At 67.9% G+C, this 22,741-nt stretch carries 22 protein-coding genes; 8 read left to right on the forward strand and 14 right to left on the reverse strand.

Annotation, left to right across the window (positions count from 1 at the left end; genetic code table 11):
- Window positions 1–35 precede the first annotated feature (35 nt).
- The gene (locus tag EV644_RS31095; RefSeq protein WP_132192642.1) at window positions 36–476 is read right to left on the reverse strand and encodes a YkvA family protein; all 441 of its coding nucleotides are present in this window, start codon (window positions 474–476) and stop codon (window positions 36–38) included.
- A 22-nt stretch (window positions 477–498) separates the two neighbouring features.
- Window positions 499–1,089, reverse strand: coding sequence for a Chromate resistance protein ChrB (locus tag EV644_RS31100; protein ID WP_132192644.1), 591 nt, complete (start codon window positions 1,087–1,089; stop codon window positions 499–501).
- Between the two features lie 62 nt (window positions 1,090–1,151).
- On the opposite strand from EV644_RS31100, the gene EV644_RS31105 reads away from it, so the two are divergent.
- The gene (locus EV644_RS31105; protein WP_132192646.1) at window positions 1,152–1,883 is read left to right on the forward strand and encodes a sulfite exporter TauE/SafE family protein; all 732 of its coding nucleotides are present in this window, start codon (window positions 1,152–1,154) and stop codon (window positions 1,881–1,883) included.
- A gap of 30 nt (window positions 1,884–1,913) precedes the next feature.
- Window positions 1,914–2,534, forward strand: coding sequence for an ATP-dependent DNA ligase (locus EV644_RS31110; protein WP_132192648.1), 621 nt, complete (start codon window positions 1,914–1,916; stop codon window positions 2,532–2,534).
- Between the two features lie 345 nt (window positions 2,535–2,879).
- On the opposite strand, the gene EV644_RS31115 is transcribed toward EV644_RS31110, so the two are convergent.
- The 4 genes from EV644_RS31115 to EV644_RS31130 all read right to left on the reverse strand — a co-directional run bounded on the left by EV644_RS31115 (window position 2,880) and on the right by EV644_RS31130 (window position 8,187).
- Window positions 2,880–5,051, reverse strand: a complete 2,172-nt coding sequence (locus EV644_RS31115; protein WP_132192650.1) for a heavy metal translocating P-type ATPase — start codon at window positions 5,049–5,051, stop codon at window positions 2,880–2,882.
- A 182-nt stretch (window positions 5,052–5,233) separates the two neighbouring features.
- Window positions 5,234–5,869 (reverse strand): DUF305 domain-containing protein, encoded by a 636-nt coding sequence (locus EV644_RS31120; protein WP_132192652.1) that lies wholly within the window; start codon window positions 5,867–5,869, stop codon window positions 5,234–5,236.
- A gap of 91 nt (window positions 5,870–5,960) precedes the next feature.
- Window positions 5,961–6,485 carry a hypothetical protein gene (locus EV644_RS31125; protein ID WP_132192654.1) on the reverse strand — a complete coding sequence of 175 codons (525 nt, stop codon included), beginning with the start codon at window positions 6,483–6,485 and terminating at the stop codon, window positions 5,961–5,963.
- 241 nt (window positions 6,486–6,726) lie between these two features.
- Complete coding sequence (locus EV644_RS31130; RefSeq protein WP_132192656.1) at window positions 6,727–8,187, reverse strand: MFS transporter; 1,461 nt, start codon at window positions 8,185–8,187, stop codon at window positions 6,727–6,729.
- Window positions 8,188–8,356: 169 nt separating this feature from the next.
- Between EV644_RS31130 and EV644_RS31135 the strand changes: the two genes are divergently transcribed.
- The 3 genes from EV644_RS31135 (at window position 8,357) to EV644_RS31145 (ending at window position 10,085) form a co-directional block, all read left to right on the forward strand.
- Window positions 8,357–8,659, forward strand: a complete 303-nt coding sequence (locus EV644_RS31135; RefSeq protein WP_132192658.1) for a metal-sensitive transcriptional regulator — start codon at window positions 8,357–8,359, stop codon at window positions 8,657–8,659.
- Between the two features lie 230 nt (window positions 8,660–8,889).
- Window positions 8,890–9,045 carry an ATP-binding protein gene (locus EV644_RS31140; protein WP_305000089.1) on the forward strand — a complete coding sequence of 52 codons (156 nt, stop codon included), beginning with the start codon at window positions 8,890–8,892 and terminating at the stop codon, window positions 9,043–9,045.
- 101 nt (window positions 9,046–9,146) lie between these two features.
- The gene (locus EV644_RS31145) at window positions 9,147–10,085 is read left to right on the forward strand and encodes an aldo/keto reductase (RefSeq protein ID WP_132192660.1); all 939 of its coding nucleotides are present in this window, start codon (window positions 9,147–9,149) and stop codon (window positions 10,083–10,085) included.
- A 37-nt stretch (window positions 10,086–10,122) separates the two neighbouring features.
- On the opposite strand, the gene EV644_RS31150 is transcribed toward EV644_RS31145, so the two are convergent.
- Window positions 10,123–10,503: a MerR family transcriptional regulator gene (locus EV644_RS31150; RefSeq protein WP_132192662.1), complete on the reverse strand. Its 381-nt coding sequence runs from the start codon at window positions 10,501–10,503 to the stop codon at window positions 10,123–10,125.
- A 240-nt stretch (window positions 10,504–10,743) separates the two neighbouring features.
- On the reverse strand, window positions 10,744–11,097 hold the full coding sequence (locus tag EV644_RS31155; RefSeq protein WP_132192664.1) for a hypothetical protein: 354 nt from the start codon (window positions 11,095–11,097) through the stop codon (window positions 10,744–10,746).
- A gap of 89 nt (window positions 11,098–11,186) precedes the next feature.
- Between EV644_RS31155 and EV644_RS31160 the strand changes: the two genes are divergently transcribed.
- Window positions 11,187–14,627 (forward strand): error-prone DNA polymerase, encoded by a 3,441-nt coding sequence (locus EV644_RS31160; protein WP_132192666.1) that lies wholly within the window; start codon window positions 11,187–11,189, stop codon window positions 14,625–14,627.
- 256 nt (window positions 14,628–14,883) lie between these two features.
- Here the strand turns inward: EV644_RS31160 and EV644_RS31165 are convergent, their stop codons facing one another.
- The 3 genes from EV644_RS31165 to EV644_RS31175 all read right to left on the reverse strand — a co-directional run bounded on the left by EV644_RS31165 (window position 14,884) and on the right by EV644_RS31175 (window position 16,646).
- The gene (locus tag EV644_RS31165) at window positions 14,884–15,432 is read right to left on the reverse strand and encodes an SRPBCC family protein (protein ID WP_132192668.1); all 549 of its coding nucleotides are present in this window, start codon (window positions 15,430–15,432) and stop codon (window positions 14,884–14,886) included.
- The gene (locus tag EV644_RS31170) at window positions 15,429–15,755 is read right to left on the reverse strand and encodes an ArsR/SmtB family transcription factor (RefSeq protein ID WP_132192670.1); all 327 of its coding nucleotides are present in this window, start codon (window positions 15,753–15,755) and stop codon (window positions 15,429–15,431) included. Before EV644_RS31170 ends, EV644_RS31165 begins: the two co-directional genes overlap by 4 nt.
- Before the next feature lie 438 nt (window positions 15,756–16,193).
- Entirely contained in the window at window positions 16,194–16,646 is a 453-nt protein-coding gene (locus tag EV644_RS31175; protein WP_132192672.1) for a BON domain-containing protein, read from the reverse strand.
- A 152-nt stretch (window positions 16,647–16,798) separates the two neighbouring features.
- Between EV644_RS31175 and EV644_RS31180 the strand changes: the two genes are divergently transcribed.
- Window positions 16,799–17,500: a YbhB/YbcL family Raf kinase inhibitor-like protein gene (locus tag EV644_RS31180; RefSeq protein ID WP_132192674.1), complete on the forward strand. Its 702-nt coding sequence runs from the start codon at window positions 16,799–16,801 to the stop codon at window positions 17,498–17,500.
- Window positions 17,501–17,681: 181 nt separating this feature from the next.
- Window positions 17,682–19,124, forward strand: a complete 1,443-nt coding sequence (gene qcrB, locus EV644_RS31185) for a cytochrome bc1 complex cytochrome b subunit (RefSeq protein WP_132192676.1) — start codon at window positions 17,682–17,684, stop codon at window positions 19,122–19,124.
- Window positions 19,125–19,782: 658 nt separating this feature from the next.
- Here qcrB and EV644_RS31195 read toward each other — a convergent pair.
- From EV644_RS31195 to EV644_RS31205, 3 genes are all read right to left on the reverse strand, one after another.
- Window positions 19,783–20,502 (reverse strand): hypothetical protein, encoded by a 720-nt coding sequence (locus tag EV644_RS31195; protein ID WP_132192678.1) that lies wholly within the window; start codon window positions 20,500–20,502, stop codon window positions 19,783–19,785.
- 523 nt (window positions 20,503–21,025) lie between these two features.
- Window positions 21,026–21,505, reverse strand: a complete 480-nt coding sequence (smpB, locus tag EV644_RS31200) for an SsrA-binding protein SmpB (protein ID WP_132192680.1) — start codon at window positions 21,503–21,505, stop codon at window positions 21,026–21,028.
- 705 nt (window positions 21,506–22,210) lie between these two features.
- A partial coding sequence (locus tag EV644_RS31205; RefSeq protein WP_132333413.1) for an Imm7 family immunity protein occupies window positions 22,211–22,741 on the reverse strand: 531 nt, incomplete at its 5' end.

Raw genomic sequence — 22,741 nt, forward strand, 5'->3', positions numbered from 1 at the left:
GACTCCCTCCGTTGCCGCTGCTTGTCTATATGACCCTAGGCCTGATCGGCTGTGGTGGTCGAGCCGTTCGACTCGCCCCCGGTCAATCCGGCGGCTTTGCAGAGGGCGTTGAAGCCGTCGTCGGTGCCGCTCCAGTGCGCTCGTACTTGGTCGATGCCGACTCGCCGGACGACGGACCGGAGGACGGCGACCACGATGATGGCGTCGTCGGCGTAGCCGAGGACGGGGACGAAGTCGGGGATCAGGTCGATGGGGAAGGCGAGGTAGGCCATCAGCAGGCCGAGCCGGATCCGGACGGCTCGGGGCTGGGTGCGGTCGGTGGTGAGGTTCTTGAGCAGCCGGATCAGGTCGGGGAGGATCCGCAGCGCTTCGCGCAGGATGTTGCCTTTCGGGCGGACCAGGAGCAGCGCGATGATCAGGGCGAGCCAGCTGGCCACGATCGCGCCGCCGAGCCCGATCAACAGGTCTTTCCACATGTCCCAGGCTCCGTTCGGATGGTCACGGGTTGTCGACAACGCGCAGTTGGGGCGTATCGGTCGCTGTTGGGGTGCCGGTGTCGGCGGCTAGTGCCGCGGCCTCGAACGCGGTGAACGCGGCGCGGCAGGCCTGCACCGCGTCGCGGGCGGCCTGCCCGCCGGGAGAGTTGAAGTAGTCGCGGGCCGCGATCGCGGCCAGCCACTTCTCGAACCGTTCGAGGTCGGCCTCGGATTCCTCGACCTCGGCGTAGGTGGCGCGGCCCCGCGCGGTTTCCTTGGCGATCTCGTCCAGGAACGCCGGCGTGCGCTCGACCACTTCGCCGTACTCGGTGTCGCGATCGGCGCGCTGCTCGCCGGCGATCGCGGCCTCCTCGGCCGGGTCGGTGAACGTGGTGTGCAGGATCCGGGCCCTGCCGCCGGAGCTGTTGACCCGGGCCGCGAGCCGCTGCACCGTCTGCGGCACGGCCCCGACCTGCGGGAGCAGGCAGACCGAGTTCTGCAAGTAGACGGCGCCGAGCTTGCGTAACTGGCGCCAGACATGCACCCGCAGCGACGCGTCCGCGCCGGTCGTGATGCTCACCAGCAACCACCGCACCTGACCATCTGTGCTCATGTTACGAGCGTAACACTGGGCTGCTACTGTCGTCGCTATGTGGCGGGATGAGGTGCCCGGCGATGACGCATGACCTGTGGCTGGCGACCGCCGTCGCCGCCGCATGCTTCGCGACGGCGTTACTGTCGGCGATCGCCGGATTCGGCGGCGGCGTGCTGCTGCTCCCGGTGTTCGTCGCGGTGTTCGGTGCCCGCGACGCGGTAGCGGTCCTGACGGTGGCCCAGTTGGCCAGCAACGGCAGCCGGGTCTGGTTCAACCGCGACCAGGTCGACCGGCGGCTGGTGGCGATCTTCGCTTCCGGAGCGGTGCCTGCCGCAGCGGCCGGCGCGTTGCTGCTGTCCAGCGCGCCGCTGCCCGCGCTGACCCGCGTGATCGGCGTGTTCCTGCTCGCGATGGTGGTGTGGCGGCGGATCCGCCCGGCCGCGGCCCGGGTCGGTGACCGTGGCTTCGCGGTGATCGGTGCGGGATCGGGGTTCGGGTCCGCGCTGGTCGGCAGTGTCGGGCCGATGGTGGCCCCGTTCTTCCTCGCCCGCGGGTTGACCCGCGGCGCCTATATCGGCACCGAGGCCGCCTCGGCTGTCGTCATGCACGTCACCAAGCTGATCGTTTTCGGTGCCGCCGCCGTACTCACCTGGCGCACCGGCTTGATCGGCCTGGCTCTGGCCCCGGCCGCTGCGGCGGGCGCTTGGGCGGGCAAGAAGGTTCTGGACCGCTTGCCGGTCGACATGTTCGTCGTACTCGTCGAGATCGGCCTGGTGGTGTCCGGGTTGCTGCTACTCATCACGGGTGGCTGACCCGGCAGGTCACCACCGACTGTGTCCTCGATGGCGAGCTGGTCGCGTAGAACGGCGGCCGGCTCGACTTCGACGCGCTGCAGCAGCGCATGGTTCAACACCACCGCCACCGTCCGGCACCGACTCGCACCCGTCCAGCCGGCGTCGCTCGTGGTGTTCGACGTACTCGCAGTCGGCAGCGTCGACGTACGGCCGATGCGCGGGACCGCGCGCCGCCAGTGTCTCGAATCACTCGCCAGGAACTGGCCGCCGCTGCAACTGCCACCGGTGACCAGCGATGTCGACGAGGGCAAGGAATGGCTGGAAGTGTTCAAGCTCTCCGGCGTCGAAGGACTGGTCGTGAAAGGCGCGTCGACCAGGTACCAGCCGGGCCGCCGCGACTGGGTGAAGGGTCAAGCACCGCGAGACCATAGATGCGATCGTCGGCGCCGTCACCGGCAACCTGCGGGGCCCGAAGCACTAGTCGTCGGTCGATACCGCGGCAACGAGCTCGAGATCGTGGGCCGCACTGTCAAGCTGAAAGACGACCAGGCCGCAGAAATCGGCAAACTGTTGAAGCCAGCCTGGCCGCGCCACCCGTGGCCGGATGAGATCAGCACTCACTGGGGCAAAGGCAGCAAGACTCCGCGATCAAGGTCCAGCCGCGTCTGATCGTCGAAGTCGCCGCCCATGCGGCTCTCCGGGCAGGCCATTGTCGTCACCCGTTGCGGCTTGTCCGCCACCGATCCGACCTTGCGCAACCACTTGGTCTCGGGTGGCGCCGTTGCGATCGAATGGCCGTCGGTAGGCATCTCCCGTCTCCTCATTGCTGCAGGTGAGACAGGTGCGCACCGGCCCGCTGCGCGGAGCGCGAGCCGGGCCGGCCTGGGGTGTGCTGTCGTTAGGCGGTGGTCAGCTGGTAGCCGGCGTCGAGCTTGCCGATGCTGCAGCTGCAATCGGTGCACATAGTGGTGGTTCCTCTCCTGAATCAATCGGTGTGGGGAGTCGGTTTACGGGTCAGCGGTCCGGTGTCAGGCGCACCCGGCGCAGGAGCTGGGCGTTGGCGGCGACGACGATGGTCGAGGCCGACATGAGTACGGCGCCGACAGCCGGACTGAGGGTGAAGCCTGCCCAGGCGAGTGCTCCCGCCGCGAGCGGGATCGCCACGACGTTGTAGCCGGCGGCCCAGGCCAGGTTCTGGATCATCTTGCGGTACGACGCCTTGGACAGCCGGATCACGCCGGTGACGCCGCGCGGGTCAGACGAGGCGAGCACGACGCCTGCCGACTCGATGGCGACGTCAGTGCCGGCGCCGATCGCAATACCGACGTCGGCCCGCGCCAGGGCGGGTGCGTCGTTCACGCCGTCGCCGACCATCGCTACGGTCAGGCCGCGAGATTGCAGTTCGCTGACCGCCTTGTCCTTGTCGGCCGGAAGCACTTCGGCGAACACCTCGTCGATGCCGTCGCGGAAGCCGAGATCGGCGGCCACGGCACGGGCGACGGGTTCGGCGTCGCCCGTGATCATGACGATCTTCGCCACGCCTGCCGCCCGCAGTTGCTCTACGGCCTCGCGGGCCTCGGGTCGCACCTCGTCCTCCAACGCGATCGCTCCGGTCGCCGCCGCCATCGATCCCTCAACGCGCAGGAGGTACAGCACGGCTGCTCCCCGCTCGGACCACTCCTCGGCTCTGTCCCTCAGAACGGCCGGCACCGTGGCGTCCAGCTCCCGCAGCAGCGCGGGCCCGCCAACCGCATACGTGGCGCCTTCGACCGAGGCCTGCACACCGCGGCCGGTCAGCGACTTGAAGTCGCTCGCCTTGGCTCGCCCGCCGCGCTGGTCGGCGGCGGTGACCATGGCTCGGGCCAGCGGGTGCTCACTGTCCGCCTCGACGGCACCGGCGATGCGCAGTACCTCCCGTTCGTCGGTCCCGTAGCCGGCGATGCCTGTGACGACGTGTTCGCCCTTGGTCAGGGTGCCGGTCTTGTCGAACAGGACAGCCTGCACGGTCCGCATCCGCTCCAGCGCCAGACGGTCCTTGACCAAGATGCCAGCCTTCGCGGCGACCGCGGTGGACAGCGCGATTACCAGCGGGATGGCCAGCCCGAGGGCGTGGGGGCAGGCGATCACCAGGACAGTGACGGTCCGTACGACGGATTCGCTGAGGGTGCCGAAGGCCCACCAGGCGAGGAAGGTGACCAACGCGGCGGCGGTCGCGATGTAGAACAGCATCGCGGCGAACCGGTCGGCCAGGACCTGGGCGCGTCCGCTGGACTGCTGCGCCTCGCTCACCAGCCGCTGGATCCCCGCCAACGCGGTGTCGTCGCCGATCGCGTCGACCCGCACCCGGATGGCGGAGTCGGTCGCCACGGTTCCGGCGACCACACGGTCGCCGAGGGTCCGCGACACTGGCCGGGACTCGCCGGTGATCATCGACTCGTCCAGCTCCGCTGCGCCGTCGACGATCTCGCCGTCGGCCGGCACCCGGGCACCGGACCTGACCAGGACGACGTCGCCGAGGCGCAGGTCGGAGACCGAGACCGTCTCAACAGCGTCGTCGGTGACCCGGTCGGCATCGTCGGGCAGCAGCGCGGCCAGGGCGGCGAGCGCGCCTTGCGCCTGGCCGATCGCCTTCATCTCCTGCCAGTGGCCCAGCAGCATGATCGTGACCAGGGCAGCGAGTTCCCACCAGAAGTCCAGGTCGAACGCGCCGAGGCTGGTCGCGAGCGATGCGACGTAGGCGACCGTGATCGCCATCGAAATCAGAAGCATCATGCCCGGGGCCCGGTCGCGCGCCTCGCGGACACCGCCGACCAGGAACGGCCAGCCACCGTAGAAGAACACGAAGCTACCGAGCACTGGGCCGACCCAGCTCATGCCGGGGAAGTCCAGGGTGTAGCCGAACCAGTCCATCACCATGTGACTGGTGGCAACGATCGGCAGGGTCAGCAACAGGCTCAACCAGAACTTCTGCCGGAACATCTCCGGGTCGTGACCGGCGTGCTTGTCGTGTCCGCCGTGAGCCTCGTGGTCGGCATGCCCGCTGTGGGTGTCGTGCCCGGTCGGCTGACCGTGGCCAGCGTCGCCGTCGTGGGTGGCGTGGTCGACGGTCTGGGCTGGGTGGCCGTCGTGGTGGTGTTCGTCGCCAGGGTGGTGGTGATCCTGGCCGTGTTGGGTGGCCTTCACCATGATGTGTCCTCTCAGCGTCCGTATCGGTGTGGCCGCGGCCGATAAGCCGCTGCCTCACGACACCGAACAATATACCCCATGGGGGTATTCCGTGTAGGTGGGTAATTTCGTCGGCACTGGTGCGAACGGGGGCGGTAGGCGCCAGCCGCAGGTTGGCGCCTACCGCCAGGGGATCCGCGGGTTCAGCTGACGGGGAGCTGGCCGAGGAGGCGCTGCATGGTGGCGATCTCGCGGTTCTGGTCGGTCTCGATCTTCTGGGCCAGTGCGACTGCCTCGGCGTTCTTGCCCGAGGTCTGCTCGGTCTTGGCCATAGTGACCGCACCCTGGTGGTGCTCGATCATCATCTGGGTCCACATCCGGTCGAACATCGCGCCCTTGGCGTTGCCGAGGTCGGACAGCTCGTCCTCGGTCATCATGCCGGGCATCTCATTGGAGCTGTGGTCGCCGTGCGAGGGCGTCGGCACCGGCTTGCCCCAGGTGGTCAGCCAGCCCGACAGGGTCTTGATCTCGGGATCCTGCGCGGCCTTGATCGCCGTGGCGAGTTCCTTCACCTCCGGCGTGATCGCGGTGTAGCCGGCCATGCTGGCCATCTGCACGGCCTGCTGGTGGTGCGGGATCATCTGGGTCGAGAACGTGACGTCGGCCTCGTTGAAGTCCCCGGCTGGCGCGGTTGAGGTGGTCTGGCCGGCCGACGGTGCGCCGTGGTCCATACCGGGCATGGAGCCGCTGTCGGCGTCGTCGCCGCAGGCGGCCAGAGTGAGGCTGCCCAGGACGATCAGGGCCGTCGGGGCAGCGGTATTCCACAGGTGGTGTCGCATGGTTGAGTCCTTGTCGTTCGAAGCCATGTACTGCGAGAACCCGGGGTGGCGCGTTGAAGCGGCCAGCGCCCGGTTTTGGGCAGGGTTCGGCCTAGGTCCGCAGTACGCAGAGCTTCGACAAGGTCGGCCGGCGCCAAGGCGGCGACGGGCCGTCGGCCGCCACGAGGACCGCAGTGCCGGCCAGTTGGATGGGGTGCGCGACGGTGAGACTGCGCCGCGCGAGGGCGACGATGAGCGCGAGCAGAAGCCCGGCGAGCATCGCCAGGCACACATCGCCCATGGTGTGCAGGTGCCCGTCCCGGCCTGGCTCGACGGTGAGCGCCGGCCGCGGTGGCGGCGGGCTGAGGTGTGACGGTGGGGCGGCTGGGCCGATCTCATCGGTGCTCGGGTGCGCAGTGACGGGCGCCGCCTGCTTCTGATGGCCCGGCGCCGGTCGGACGGCAGCGCCCGGGGCGAGGTAGTCGGCAGCTGTGGTGGCTGGCATCTGGTGGGCGGCGGCCATGGCGGCGTCGTGGTTGCCAGTCAGGCCGTGCATGGTGAAGACACCTGCCAGGAGCAACACGGCGATGAGGGCCCTGGCGGACCCTCGTCGTACACGCGTGTGCTGGATCTTCATCGATCTAAGCCTAGCCAGTTCGTCGCATCGGACTGCTCCGGGCTGGATTGTGGCTTCAGCTGGCGGGGAGCGAGCGCCGCAAGTGCCCCAGTCGCTATCAGTAGCGCCGGAACGTCGCCGATCAGGTGGATCAGCGGGTAGACCCCTGCGACAAAGCCGATCCCGACCACTCTGAGTGCGATCCCAAGCCGCCGTTCCCCAGGGCGGCGAAGGCGCAGCCCTGGGGAGGTAGGACGGAAATTCACCGGGCCGCCGTGGCCTCGGTGGAACGGGAGGCCGTGGCGTCGTCAGTGCTGGCCCCCGCCGAGGGTGCGCTTCGCAGAGAGATCGCGGCGAGCACGGCACCAGTTGCTGCGATGACGGCTGCGCCGATGAAGGCCGCGGAGTACCCGTCGGTGAGCGCGGCGAGGTCGCCGAGCTTGTCGGCGCCGTTGGCCGCGGCGACCGCGGTCATCGCGGCCAGCCCGAGCGCGGAGCCGATCTGGTAACTGGTGTTGACGATCCCCGATGCCAGACCGCCTTCCTCGGGCCGTGCCGACGACAGCGCGATGCCGAGGCTGGGAATGAAGGCCAGCGACATCCCCGCGGCCGCGATCAGCGACGCGGGCAGTACGTCGGCCCAGAACGACCCGTCGGAACGGATCAGCGACAACCCGGCCAGGCCGCCGGTGAGGATCGTCATGCCGGTGACGAGCGTCTTCTTCGGGCCGATCGCGGCGATCGTCTTCGGCGCGACCACGATCATGCCGAGCATGATGAACGTCGTCATCGGCAGCAGTGCCGAGCCGCTCGGGAAGGCGCTCAGTCCGAGGACCTGCTGCAGGTACAGGTTCACGAAGAACCACATCGGCACCCACGCCGCTCCAAGCAGCAACTGCGCGACGTTGGCAGCCGCGAGGTTCGGTGCTGTGAGGATCCCCAGCCGCATCAGCGGCTCACGCCGACGGGCTTGCACCGCGACGAACATCAGCAGCAGCGCCACCGCCGCCGCGCCGACGAGCAGGGTCGAGCCGTCGGTCCAGCCGACCTCGGGTGCGCGAACGATCGCGTACACCCCGGCGCCGAGTCCGAGGGTGACGGTCAGTGCGCCGAAGAAGTCGATCGAGCCGCGCCGCACCGGCGCCTGCGGCATCAAGGCCGGGGTCGCGATCAGCGCGACGAGGGCGATCGGGACGTTGAGGAAGAACACCCACGGCCACGACAGGTACTCGGTAATCACGCCACCGAAGAACACCCCGGCCGTGCCACCGGCGGGAGCGGCTGCCCCGTACAGCGCGATCGCCTTGGTCAGCTCCTTTGGAGTGCTCCCGAACAGCATCATCAGCAGGGTCAGCGCAGCCGGTGCGATCAGCGCCGCACCGACGCCCTGAACCGCCCGCCCGGTGAGCTCCACCGCGACGCCATTGGCGAACCCTGCCACCAGCGACCCGGCCAGCAGAACCGCCCAGCCGGCCGTGAAGACCCGGCGGGCGCCCAGCAGGTCAGACAGCCGCCCCCCGAGCAGCAGCAAGCCCCCGAACGCGACCACGTAGGCGTTGAACACCCACGACAGGTCCCCCGGGCTGAACCCCAGATCAGTCTGCATCTTCGGCAGCGCGACGCCGATGATCGAGGTGTCCATGATCACCATGAACTGCGCCGCTGCGATCAAGCCGAGCGCCCACCAGCGCCGCGACGACGCCGGTGCTCCCACATCATTCATTGCATACTCCTTACCAGTATGGGGTATTGACGTGGTCCGCGAGACTCCCCGGATTGATTCAGGGAGACAGGTCGATACCCTAGGGGGGTACCCTATGGATTGCAAGAGCCGGCAGGATCTGGCGGCTGATTGGCCGGTAGTGTTCGCGGCGAGGTCAGGGAAGGAAGTGGTGGGCGTGGCCCAGCAGGCACAGCACGGTTACATCGAAGACAAAGAGGCCTATCTGCGGCGGCTGAAGCGGATCGAAGGCCAGGCCCGGGGTTTGCAGGGGATGGTCCAGGACGAGAAGTACTGCATCGACATCCTGACCCAGATCTCGGCCATGACGAAGGCGCTGGAATCCGTCGCGCTCGGACTGCTGGACGACCACCTGGCGCACTGCGTTCTCGACGCCGCAGCCGCCGGCGGGCCGGAGGCCGACCGCAAACTCAAGGAAGCCTCCGAAGCCATCGCCCGCCTCGTCCGCTCCTGACCTGCTCTACCCGGAGGTGAATGCTACGGCTGAAGTGGGACGGTCACCTCCACCAAACCTGTCAAACTGAAGGAGCGAGCCAGGTGGGGGTCGCCATTTCCAGATATGACCGCTATCGCTCAGCGACCCATCATCGGGCCGCGACCCGCACCACTGCCGGCCGAGACTATGCCCGCAAACGTCGAGGCATGGTTCTGACGATGTTTGAGGGCGTCAGATCTCCGTGAAAGTTGTCGTCACCTGCCTCCAACGAGTCGTTCACCGGCTGGGGCAAGACCTTCACCGACCCCAGGCTCTGCACCGCCATCGTCGACCGGCTCACCTTCGGCGGCAACGTCATCGAAACCGGCACCGAGTCGTACCGGCTCACACATACGCCAATCTGACCGCTTCGGGCGGGTCTGCCCCAGCCTGCCTCCCGCGAATCCGCACCTCTCGTGAACTCGCGGCTTGACCTGGAGCGCGCTCCAGCAACGAGGCTGGAGCCATGAACACACCCACGATGGCCCTCGGGACGATGTACTTCGGCACCAGGGTGGACGAACGGACCGCTTTCTCGATCCTCGACCGGTACGCCGAACTGGGCGGAGCCTTCATCGACACCTCCGACAACTACAGCTTCTGGACCTCCGAGACGGGCTTCGGCGGCCAGAGCGAGGCGCTGCTGGGCCGCTGGCTGGCGTCCAACTCCGGGGTCCGCGTCCGCCTCAGTACCAAGGCAGGCGCCCAGCCCACGCGGGTCGGCGGGTTCCCCGACCACCTCGAAGGACTGCGCGAGGACGTCGTGCGCGGAGCCATGGCAAAGAGCTTGGAGCGGCTGGGCGTGGACGGTGTGGACCTGTACTGGGCGCACGTCGAAGACCCGACCGTTCCGGTGGAGGACCTGGTCGAGACGTTCGGCGGCCTGGTCCGTGACGGCCTGACCGCTCGCTGGGGCGTGTCAAACCACCCGTCCTGGCTGCTCGAGCGGATCCGGGCTACCGCCGAACGCGCCGGCCACCCGCAACCAGTCGCTTACCAGGAGCGCTACTCCTACCTTCAGCCCGCCGGAGGCATGGCCGTGGAGGGCCAGCCGATCCCGCTTGGAATGCTGTCACCGGACGGCCTCGACTTCCTGCGACGCAACCCGTCGTTCGACGGCTGGGTCTACACCGCCACCCTCCAGGGCCGATACGACCGCAACGACCGCCCACTCGAGACCGAGTACAGCCACCCCGGCACCGAACGACGGCTGGCGGCGCTGACCCGTGTCGCCACTGCGCGCGGACTCCGACCGGGCCAGGTGGTGCTCGCGTGGCTGGCCTCCGGGAGCCCGGCGCTGACCCCGATCGTCGGAGCCAGCAGCGTCAAACAGGTCGAGCAGGCCGTGGTAGGCGCGTCCACCATCCTCACCGAGGATGAACTGGCGGCGCTGGACGGCGCATAGGCGACGACGCGCGGACAGCCCCAATGCCGGGAGTGGGTCAGGACGTCGCATCCCCCGTCCGGCGGAGTTCCCCGCGGTACCAGTCCGCCTTCTCCTCAACTCGCGCGAGGATCGCGTCGAGCTCGGCGATCCTCGCCCGGATCGAGGCGGCGTGCTCCTTGAGCAAAGCGACTCGCTCCGGCATCGTGGTGTCGTCACGGCTCAACTCGCCGTACCGACGCAACTGCTCAATCGACATACCTGTGTCCCGCAAGCAACGCAGGAATCCGAGCATCCAGAGATCGCCGTCGCTATACACGCGCCGGCCACCAGCGCTGCGCTCGATGCGCGGCAGAATGCCTTCGCGCTCGTAATAGCGCAGCGTATCGATGCTGAACCCGGATTGTGCGGCTGCCTCGGCCGGCGAGTAGGTCGTCATCACGAGAACCTAACAGCTTGCCTGGAGCCGGCTCCAGGTCCGACCGCACAAGCTCGCTGGTCAACCACCGCACCGTGGCTCGGAGCCATCGTCGATCAACCGGCCACAGGCAAGGCCCCTACTTCACAGCTGCCGTCCGACCTGCTGATTCCGTGTCATCAGCCTCGCCGCCAATCACCCTCGCGATGCTTCGATGATCACCGGCGGCACCGACTAAACCACACATCCCGCGGCCATCTGTCAGCCTGTCGGGGCTTGGTGGATGCGGACTTCTGTACTGCGCAGCCAGGTGATGGTGCCGTCGGGGCTGCGGACCCGGCCGATCCATTCGCCGTCGCGCCGGCTGAACACCCACGCGTCCAGCAGCCCGCCGGGCTCCCAGGTGGCGATGTCGACCTCTTGCGGTGCCTCGAGCCGTCGTACGGTGGCGGCGTCGCGCGGGCCGTGAGCGTCGTATTGCAGCTCCAGGTCGGCTGCGAGCTGGTGCGCGGCGGCTTCGGGGAGGCCGCGGCCGCGCCAGCCGTTGCTGGCTCCGTCCCAGACGCCGTACTGGCCGGCTTCGGTGTCTGGGCGCACCTTGAATCGTCCGAACATGACCTCAGGATGCCATCAATCGAAAGTATGTTCTACTGGGGTCTGGGTGGCTGGACAGTGCCGCCTGTACGGGGAGCGAGGTGGTCACGGTGGGCTACAACAACCCGCCGATTCCGTGGTCGGAGCTGGAGCGGACGCTGTCGGACCGGTCCCGTCCGGACGGTCATGGTGGCCGGCCGGTCGAGGCCGATGGTGGTGACAGTCCGGCGTGGTCGCAGCACCGCGCGCCCTATGCGCCGCCGGAGTACGAGAAGGCCCAACGGCCGATTGGCCCGGTGACGCCGTACGCCGAGTTGCACGCGCACTCCAACTTCAGCTTCCTCGACGGAGCGTCGTCGCCGGAGGAGCTGGTGGAGGAGGCCGTCCGGCTCGGTCTGCACGCGATCGCGTTGACCGATCATGACGGGTTCTACGGGGTCGCCAGGCTGGCCGAAACGGCCGCGGCGTACGAGATGACAACCGTGTTCGGTGCGGAGTTGTCGATGGGGTTGACGACGCCGCAGAACGGTGTCGCCGACCCCGAAGGCAGCCACCTGCTCGTGTTGGCGGAGGGGCAGGAGGGGTATCACCGGTTGTCCGGGGCGATCACCGAGGCCCATTTGGCGGGCGGGGAGAAGGGCCGACCGGTCTACGACCTGGAGGATCTGGCGGCCCGTGGCCGCGATCATTGGGTGATCCTGACCGGCTGCCGCAAAGGTCTCGTCCGCCAGGCGCTGGCCAGCCCCCACGCAACCGGTTACGACGCCGATGCTGCGGGCAAGGAGCTGGACAGGTTGACGGCGTTGTTCGGCAAGGACCGGGTGGTGGTCGAGCTGATCGACCACCGCAACCCGGTCGACTCCACGATCAACCACGCCCTGGCCGACCTCGCCCGGTCCGCCGGGCTGGCGACGGTGGCCACTGGCAACGTGCACTACGCGGCACCGAAGCGGCACAAGCTGGCCGCGGCACTCGCTGCGGTGCGGGCGCGCAGGTCGTTGGACGAGATGGACGGGTGGCTCCCGGCCGGGCCGAACGCGTTCCTGCATTCGGGTGCGGAGATGTCCCAGCTGTTCCGCAGCTTCCCCGGCGCGGTCGCCCGGTCGGTGGAGCTGGCCGACCAGCTCGCGTTCAACCTGCGCAAGGCGAAACCGAAGCTGCCCAAACAGGAGGTCCCGGCCGGCCACACACCCATGACGTGGTTGCGGCAACTGGTGATGGACGGTGCCGCCGAACGGTACGGCACCCGCGAGGAGCGCCCGGATGCTTATGAGCGGCTGGAGAAGGAGCTGGCGGTGATCGAGGCCCGGGACTTCCCGGGGTACTTCTTGATCGTGCACGACATCGTCGCGTTCGCCCGCTCCCAAGGGATCCTGTGCCAGGGCCGCGGTTCGGCCGCGAACTCGGCCGTCGTCTACACGCTCGGGGTGACTGCGGTGGACGCGATTCTGTACGAGTTGCCGTTCGAGCGGTTCCTGGCCTCGACGCGGGAGGAGGAGCCGGACATCGACGTCGACTTCGACTCCGACCGCCGCGAGGAGGTCATTCAGTGGGTCTACAACAAGTACGGGCGGCGTAATGCGGCGCAGGTCGCGAACGTGATCAGCTACCGGCCCCGCTCGGCGGTGCGGGACATGGCCAAGGCGCTCGGGTATTCGGTCGGTCAGCAGGATGCCTGGTCGAAGCAGGTGGATTCCTGGGGCGGGCAGGTGTCGTCTGCTGATCACGACATTCCTGGGCCGGTGGTGGCGATGGCCGAGGATTTGTTGAAGTTCCCGCGGCATTTGGGGATTCATTCGGGTGGGATGGTGTTGACGGAGCGGCCGGTGGGGGAGGTGGTGCCGATCGAGCATGCCCGGATGGAGAACCGGACCGTGCTGCAGTGGGACAAGGACGACTGCGCCTATATGGGGCTGGTGAAGTTCGACCTGCTCGGTCTCGGGATGCTCGCCGCCTTGCAGTACACGATCGACACCGTCCGCGAGAAGCTCGGCGAGTCCTGGGAGCTGCACACCATCCCGAAGGAGGAACCCGGCGTCTACGACCAGCTGTGCAACGCCGACTCCGTCGGGGTGTTCCAGGTCGAGTCGCGTGCCCAGATGGCCACGTTGCCGCGGTTGCGGCCGCGGCGGTTCTACGACCTGGTGATCGAGATCGCGCTGATCCGGCCCGGACCGATCCAAGGCGACGCGGTGCACCCGTTCATCCGCCGCAAGAACGGCGAAGAACCCGTCACCTACCCCCACCCCGCATTGGAGCCGGTGCTGGAGCGGACGAAGGGGGTGCCGTTGTTTCAGGAGCAGTTGATGCAGATGGCGATGGCGATCGGCGGCATCAACGGTGACGAGGCCGACCTGCTGCGCCGTGCGATGGGCTCCAAACGCGGCATCGAGAAGATCTCCTCCCTCAAACAGCAGCTGTACGACGGGATGGCCGGCCACGGGCTCACCGGCGCCGCAGCCGACGACATCTACGCGAGGATCGAGGCGTTCGCGAACTTCGGGTTCGCCGAGTCCCACTCGATCAGCTTCGCCCTGCTCGTCTACTCGTCCACCTGGTTCCGGCTGCACTACCCGGCCGCGTTCCTCGCCGCGCTCCTGCGGGCGCAGCCGATGGGGTTCTACTCGCCCCAGTCCCTGGTCGCCGACGCCCGCCGGCACGGCGTCACGGTCCGCCGCCCCGACCTACACCTTTCCGGTGTCTACGCCGAGCTCGAGGAACTCGACGGCGACGACCTGAAGACCGCACCCACCGGGGACCCGGGGTGTTTGGATGATCCGCAGCCGCCGGTGGGGGAGTTCGACGAGCACGTCAAGTTCGACAGCACCACCCACCGCCGCGACGGCCGCTACTCTGTGCGGCTCGGCCTGGCCGAGGTGAAGAAGATCGGCGCCAAGATCGCCGAACAGATCGTTGCCGAACGCACCAACAACGGCCCGTACGCGAGCATGGCCGACCTGGTCCGCCGCACCGGGCTCACCGCGCCCCAGGTCGAGGCACTCGCCACCGCCGGAGTCTTCGACTGCTTCGGCCTCACCAGGCGGCAGGCGATCTGGGAAGCAGGCCGTGCCGCCGAAGAACGCCCCGGCCAACTCGCCGGCGTCACCGCCGCCGGGCCACCACCGATGCTGCCCGGCATGACCGACGTCGAAATCGTCATGGCCGACCTATGGGCCACCAGCATCACCACCGGCAAGCACCCCATCGAAGAAGTCCGCCCACACCTCACCGCCGCCGGCATCCTGTCCGCCGAACAACTCCGCGAAGCCGGAGACGGCACCCGCGTCAGAGCCGCCGGCGTAGTCACCCACCGGCAACGCCCCGCCACCGCCTCCGGGGTCACCTTCATGAACCTCGAAGACGAAACCGGCATGATCAACGTCGTCATCTCCGTCGGCTGCTGGAACAAGTACGCCCGCATCGCCCGCGACTCCAACGCCCTCATCATCCGCGGCCGCGTCGAACGCGCCAAAGGCGTCGTCAACCTCGTCGCCGACCGCCTCGAACGACTATCCCTCGCCGCCAAAACCAACTCACGAGACTTCCGCTAGCAACCCTGACCACCAGTTGGTGCCGACATCATGTGGGCGGTTCCTGAGGCTGGCTCCGCCGCGATCGTCGTCGCCGTACTCATAAACGGGGAGATCGCGCGACGAAGTGGCGAGTCATTCAGCGAGACGTCGGGGGCCCTAGCCTTTGCTGGTGGAAACCTCGACCGCCTTCGCGCGGCGGTTGGGTTTTGGGCGTCGTCGCTGCGGCACTTCTTGTTGTTTGTCCTAGGGCTGCTGGACGACTAGGCGGCCCGAGTCAGCCGAGTTCGGCTGCCAGCTGCCGGTAGCTGGCGAGGAGGGCTTGCCATCGCGCGCCGACGTCGATCGGCTCGCCGCCTGAGAGATGGGCGGCGAGGTTCTCAGCGTGGATCTGCCACCCGGCGCCGTAGGAGGCGACTCGGTCGAGCGGTAGGCCGCGGACCTCGATGACCAGTCGTGTGCGGTTGCCCTCGGTGGTGAGGGTGGCCTCGACGGTCTCGTCGAACGGCGCCGGTCCCTGTCCTCGCTGCCATGACTCGTCTGTCTCTCTTGTGGTGACCAGCAACCGATGTGGTGGCTCGCACGCCTCGACCCTGCCGGTGCCGTCGATGTCGGCAGGGTCGAGGCGGGTGTGGAACGTTCCGCCCGGCCGCAGGTCGCCCTCCACCCGGCCGTACCACCGGGCGAGGCGGTCGGGATCGACGACGGCCGACCAAAGGTCGTCGATGGTGGTGTCATAGCGCTGCTCGATGCGCACAACCCCCTTGCCATCGGAGGCGGACAGGCTGCCGACGACGTGCTCGTCGCCACGGATGTCGTTGCTCATGCGTTGCTCCTTCGTTCGCGCTTTCCTCGCGCTATCTCGGTGTCCAGGGCGTCAAGCCGCTGCTCCCACAGGGCTCGGTAGCGGCCCAGCCACGCGTCGACCTCGGCGAGCGGCTGCGGTCGAAGGCTGTAGACCCGTCGCTGGGCGTCCTGTCGGACGTCGACGAGCCCAGCTTCACGCAGCACCCGCAGGTGTCGTGAGACCCCGGGTCGAGCTATCGGCAGGAGCGCTGCCAGTTCACCCGCGGTGGCGGGTCCGCCGCTCAGCGTCTCGAGCACGGTGCGCCGACTCTCGTCGGCCAGGGCTCGCAGGACTGCTTCCATGACGGCAACGTAGCCATGTAGGTACGTAACTGTCAAGGTACATAAGCGCAGCTGCATCGATACAAGTTCTTATCTGTTCAAGTCCGCGGAACCTGCCCGCGTCAGGGATGAGCCCTCGTGGCCCACGCCCCCGTCACGCTGGTGACAGCCCAGAGTGGGTGGAGCGTCCAACTTGTAATGCGATGGTCGGTGTTAGCTGCTCTGGCTGGCCTGCCTTGATTTCGACCCGCCGACTGGTTGTGCGTATCCCGGTACCCCTGTCACCCGAGCATCTGCGTGTCACGAGCGCCCAGGCGTCGCAACCGATCGGGCAGGCTCGATTCTTGACGCGCGCCACTGCACCCTTGGCTCGGCTCACGGGCCCTGCTCGACAGTGCTGAGGCCTCGCTTGTTCACGACGCCGGCGGCCTGGGCGACTGAGGACTCTCGCGGCGGGTGTCAGGTGGGGGTGCGGGCGAGGTGCGACCGCACGTCGCGGACACCGGCGATGCCGTCGACGGCCTTGACGATCTCGGCTTCCGCCTCGTTGTTGGGGACTTCGCCGTGCAGGATCACGGTGCCGTTCTCGACCGTGACGTGCACCCGTGGCACGTGGAGCCGCTTCTCCAACGGCCCGATGCTGGAGCGCACGCGGTCGGCCAGCGTCGCGTCGTCGACGTTGGCGTCCGGGTGGCGCCGCCGCGCGTGGTAGGCCACCCCCTTCGCCTGGCCGGTCAGATGACGGCCTCGGCGGCGCAGGTCCGCGATGGTGCTCTCGGCTCGGCTGGATCGTCGCAGCTTGTCGATGCCGATCTTCGCTCCGACGGCGGCACAGGCCGCCGCGGCGGTCACGAGCAGTTTGCGCATGATGATCATCGCCTTCAGCGCGTTCGTCACTATCTCGGATCCCATTCTGCGCCGCAATGGCCCCGCACGGGAGGCCTGGGCGATCGGACGAGGTTGCAGTCAAATCACCTCCGTGGCCCGGCTAGGAAGCTGATGCGTAGTTCGCCGTGCTGGACTCGCAAGGGTCGAAACATCAAGTTCGCAACTACCGTGGATCTGTGACTAGGTCGACGCTTCCGATCGCTCTCGTTTTACTGGCCTTCGCGGTCGCGGGCTGCTCGAACGACTCACCGTCAGCAGGAACCAGCGCAGAGTCGGCGCCGCCCCCGGATGACGGCAGCTTCGCAGTACTGCCCGGCGACGGTTTCCGTAGTGACGGCAGCTTCGATGCGCGGATGACTTGCGACAGCCCGGGGGACTACTCTCCGCCGCTCGTCTTCCGGCACGTGCCTACCGGTACAACCGAACTACTGGTGTCGATGGTGGACGAAGACAAGACGAGCCCGCAGGGAGACCCGTTGATTCATTGGGTCGAGTGGAAGATTCCGCCGACCTCCGCAGGGCTGACCGAGCACGTCAAACCGGATCAGGCCCGCGAAGGGCTCAACGACCTGCACGAGGCCACCTACGTCGGCCCTTGCCCGCCGCCGGGTCAGACCCACCACTACCGGTTCACCTTGCTGGCGTTGTCGAAGTCACTCAACCTGCCCTACGGCTCAGCCGTCCGTACGGTGCTCCAGGCCGCCAAGCCGTTCGTGCTCGACACCGCCACCTTCGTGGCCGCCTACCACCGGAGAACCCTGGTACGTCGTGAACGGCTGGTCGTCATTGACCTGTCGTCTGCGAGAGCTCTGGTGCTTCGGTTGTGGCCGGCTCGACAGTTGCCGCCGCTCGCGAGTCAGCCTGGTTGCAGCTGGTAAGAACCTCGGTGCTTCGGCTGCGAGTCCAAGTCGACCTGGCGGTGTCCGCCCGGGCGTCCGATCCAACGCTGATGTGAGCGTGATGTGCGACACGGGACGTCACAATTGCGATGGCTGCGGTGTCGTATGGCTGACCGCGGATTGCGGCCCGGCGTGGAGGATGACCAGGGAGGGTCGAGCCATGCACCGCCCATGGAGCAACCTGCGAGCAAGGGTATTCCCCGACCATTGGTCGCTGCTGTTCGGCCAGATCGCCTTCTACAGCTTCGTCGTGATCGTGCTCAGCGGCGTGGTCCTGACGGTGTACTACGAACCGTCGGTCGATCACGTTGTGTACGACGGACCGTACGCACCGCTGCACGGCGTAGAGATGTCACGGGCACTGGATTCCACCATGGCGATCACCTTCGAGGTCCGCGGTGGGCTGCTGATGCGCCAGGTCCATCACTGGGCCACGCTGATCATGGTGGCGGCGATCACGCTGCACTTGTTGCGGCTGTTCTTCACCGCCGGGTTCCGTCGGCCACGGCGCCTGAACTGGCTCGTTGTCGTCGGGCTGCTCATCGTCATGCTGGCCGCATGCCTCACCGGCACCTCACTCCCGGACGACATGGCGTCCGGCACGAGCCTCGCCGTACTCGACGGTGTCCTGCAGGCGACTCCGCTCGTCGGCTCCGCCCTCTCGGCCCTGCTGTTCGGGGGGCAGTTCCCGGGCGATGTGATCTCGTGGTTCTACCCATTGCACATCGTCGTCCTGCCCGCTGTACTTGTCGTCCTCTTCGTTGTCGGTGCGGTCCTGGCGCTCAGGCACAAGCCCGCGCAGCTCGCCGGACCCGGGCGAACGGAAGACAACGTGGTGGGACGTCCGGCAACTGTGGCCGCGGTCAAGAGTGTTGGCCTGTTCTGCTTCGTCGCGGGGGTTGCGATCTTCATGGCCGCGACGGCGGCCATCAACCCGGTGTGGCTGTACGGCCCTGCGGATCCGGCGAACGCCTCGGCCGGTGTCGGCCCGGCGTGGTATCTCGCCTTCCTCGACGGCGCGCTTCGGCTGGCGCCAGGCTGGGAATTCGTCTGGTGGGGCAAGACGTTCAGCTTGGCCGTACTGCTGCCGGTCACGATCTGCACGCTGTTCCTTGCGCTCGTCGCCGTATACCCGTTCATCGAGGAGCGGCTGACCGGCGACCGGCGGCATCACCACCTCCTCGAGCGGCCGCGCAACAACCCGACCCGAACCGGCATCGGAGTCGCCGGTATTACCTTCTACGGCATCCTCTGGGCCGCAGCCGGCGCCGACACCATGGCCGTGCTGTTCCACCTTTCGGTCAACTCACTCCTGCACGTCTTCCAGGTCCTCGTGATCCTGGGCCCGCCCGCCGCACTGGTGATCACCCGCCAGATCTGCAATGGGCTGCAGGAACGGGATACGCGGATCGCGGTGCTCGGCGTCGAGACCGGCCAGGTAGTCCGGCGGACGGACGGCGGGTACGTCGAGCAGCACCGTCCAGTCGACGTATATCGGCGCTGGCGGCTCGTGGGTGCATCCGCGGAAAACCGCGCGTTGACCGCACAGACCATCCCCGCGACGACGGACGCAAAGCACGAAGGTGCTGAACGACAGGCATGAGGAGCGTGGTCAGCGGTGCAGTTTGCGGTCGGGCGAATGTCACGACGAGGACGATAACGGCAAGCATCGTATCCACGACCGCTCGCGCTGGCCGGCGATCTGCGCGTGCATCATCGCCCGTCCGGACACCCCGAACAGGTCGCTGACCACCGAGCCGAGCTTGATCTGGGCGTCCTCGAGCAGCTTTCCACCCGCTGCATCTCCCGCCCGCGGTCTCGGATCAGGACCCGGCGGTAGCGGGGCAGTCGTCACCAGTTCCTGGACCAGGTTGTGTCGGCGAGGAGTCAGTTCCCGCAGCCGGGCGCCGTCGGTAGCCAGGTGGGCGGCGCGGAGTTCGTCACCGAGCTGGGTGAGGTCGTTGACTCCGTCGGGGTCGGTGCGGACCAGGAGATTGGTCAGCCACGCCGCCAGGGTCGGCTTGCGCAGAGTCTTGATCCGAGTGCTGGCCGATGGACTGCGCGGCTGACTGTGCCGGTGGCAACCTTGTACTTGACTCGGATGTCTTCGTTCATCGGCAGAGACGACCCGACCGGGTAGGTGCCGTCGGCAATTGCCTTGCGGAGATCGTGGGCCTTCTATGCGAACGGGACGTTCCGCGGCGCGTGCGGAGGCCAGGTTGTGGACGCCGGCCGGGCTGTGGACGACCGGCGGCTGGGCGTCAGCCGCTGGTGGCGGTCGGGGGCGTGCGGTTCGCCTCCGGAGCCGGTGCGCCCTTCGCCGGGACGGCCGGCGCCGGCGGTGTCCGTCGCGCCGCGCGCAGCACCCCGATGACGGCGCCGATGAGCCACAGCGCGAAGGCCACGGACGCCATCCCCCCGCTCCAAAAGCCCGACAGGCACAGCGCGGCGACCGCGTAGGACACCCAGGTCGCCCATCTCGGCAGGGCACCCGCCTGCTGGGCGATCCGCGTCGTGACGGCGACCAGCACACCGCAGCCGATCAGTCCGGTGAGCGCGAGGACCTGCCCCGCCATGCCGAGCGCGCGGACGGTGTCCGGGTCGGCGGTGAACTCGTCCGACCATGCCGCGAACGCGCTCGCCACATCGAGCGACACACCGGTGATCATCAGCCCGCCGAACAGCGCCGCGGCCGGCACGATCGCATGCGCGAGCGGGTCCCCGCCGGACAGCCGGTCCAGCACCCGCCGCAGACCGGTGGCGAACCAGAGCAACAGCGCGACCCCCGCAGCGAGCACGGGCAGCCCGATGCCGGCGGCGGCCTGCCGCGCGTCGTCATTGAGCCTCTCGAGGATGTCCGAGTCCGACATGCCTGGGTTGTCGACGCCGACCAGGTAGCCCAGCGCCACCCCGACGACGAGCAGCACGACCGAAGCGGCACCCGCCCATCCCGCGCGCTGAAGAGCTCGTGACTCGCCCATGCCGCCTCCCACGGTTGCGGCCACGGGTGGGTCGGAGGTGGTCCGGACACCAGGATCCGGCCCGCGGCGCGAAGTAGGGCCAGTCCGAGTGTGCACCCGTGCCGGGCCGCCAGCAACGGGCCGCGGCGGACCTCAGTGCTCGGCCACCAACCTCCAAAACATCCATCGACACCATCCAGCAACCCGACCCCGCCGAGGCCGACGATGCGAGCCGACAACACCAGCCACATCCGGGCAGCGGCCGAACAACGCAGCCGACAGGCTCCGCGCCGAGCAAGCCCTGGAACAACACCCAGCCCGACCTATTCGAACCATGGATGGGTGAGCTACCTCGAACCTGAGGAGACCGCAGGCAGTCGCTGGGCGCCGCGGATGGCGCTGCGGCCAGACGCCGCAGAAGCTGCTGAGCCTTAGCGGGCATCGCTCGGGTGGTGCACGCGCGAGTTTGGAGGTGGGGGCACCTAGTCTCGAACCGTGTACTGGAGCTCCACGGCCTCATGGGCGCGATCGTACGCACCGCTGATCAGTCCGGGCGACCCTTCAGCCGGCGGCTGACCGCACGCTCGACCTCCCGGGTCGCCTCGCGCTCAGCGAGCGCGTGCCGCTTGTCCCAGGTCTTCTTGCCGCGGGCCAGGGCGATCTCGACCTTCGCGCGACCGTCCTTGAAGTAGAGGGTCACCGGGACGATCGTCAGCCCGCTCTCGTTGACCTTGCGCTCGATCTTGTCGATCTGGGCACGATGCAGCAGCAACTTCCGCTTGCGGCGTGAGCCGTCGTTGAACCAGCGGGCCTGGGAGTACTGCGGGATGTGCACGCCGTGCAGCCAGATCTCCCGGTCCTCGACAGTAGCGAAGCCGCCGACCAGGGACGCCCGTCCGGCACGGAGCGCCTTCACCTCCGCACCCTGCAGCACGATCCCCGCCTCCCAGGACTCGCCCAGATGATAGTCGTGGGCAGCCTTGCGGTTGCGCGCGATCACGGGGTCGGCCTGGGGTTTCTTCACAGGGTGATTGTGCCCCGACAGCCCGACCTGCGAGCCAACTGAGGCCGAGCTGGCTGCGTTGGCCGAGCAGCGAGACCCTCTCTGGCAGCGCCAAGTGGTGCGCCAGCTCATGCGCGAGGACCCCTTCGAGGTTGCGCTGCGGCAGTGCGTAGAGGCTCCAGTTGGTCAAGGCGATCGTGCTGCCGACCGTGGCCGGCAGGGCGTCGCCTGTCCTCGGCTCAGTCCACTGGTGTTGAGACGTCCGCCGAACCCAGACCCAGTGGTGGCTCCAAGAACCGGCGAACGGCGATGGTCCGGCAAGAGCCGACTTGCCAGAGCTACTGGAGAGATGGTGACCCCGCGTGTTGCCGCACGTGGTGCGAACTCCTGGAAACCCATGGTGGAATCGGCGCGTGGTGCGTGCGGCCGTGTCAGCAAAGACGCCGACAGAGGGCGTATGCAACGCTGAAAGTCTTCCTCGTAATGAGAAGGTCGTCAGTCCGACGTCGACAGCTGGCCCAACCGGAAGCGCGTGGCGCGGAGGCAGCACCCAGCCGTGGACGTTCGCCGGCAATCTTCTCGCCTCGGTGTGGCCGGCCCCCGCCGGCTGTGATCCGCAAACTAATCCCGCAACACTTGTCGGCTAACTGATGTGCGACAGGCAGGAGTATCGGTGTGCCGACCACCTGACCCGCCGACAACGCAAGCAGCCGATGTGCGTGCGCCCTATCCGGCGCCGGGCTCCGGGTCCTCAACCTGGCCCACGTGGGGCGAAAGGTTTTCCTCGACCTCGACCTGCACTGCACCTCGTCGCAGCACTCGGCGCGACCAGTCGCGGTCGACCCCGTGATAGATCGAGTGGAGCACCCCGTAGCTGCCGGGAGCGAGGAGACCGATGCGCGTCCACACGACGTGTGGCTTCATCGTCGGGTGGTTGTGGCACCCGGCCACCCAGACGTGCATCTGGCCGTTCTGCCAGCGCCAGTCGAGCACCTCATTGACGACAGGCGCCTGTCCGTTGAGGTACTCCTGAACTGCCGACAGGATTCCCGCCGATCGGTTGTCTGCATCCTCGTCGTCCTCCACTCCGGGAGAAGCCACCACCACCGCCCAGCCATGCCACTCGAACACGACCACATCCTGCCATCGAAACGACCGCACATGGCTCCCCTCTGTGTCAAGGAGGTGCTCGTTTCCCGCCTTGGTCAGGGTGCGCCGGTCCTCGCCGGTGTCAAGCAAAGTGCGCTTGACGCCGGC

This window comes from Kribbella orskensis, from assembly GCF_004342085.1.
GTDB lineage: Bacteria > Actinomycetota > Actinomycetes > Propionibacteriales > Kribbellaceae > Kribbella > Kribbella orskensis.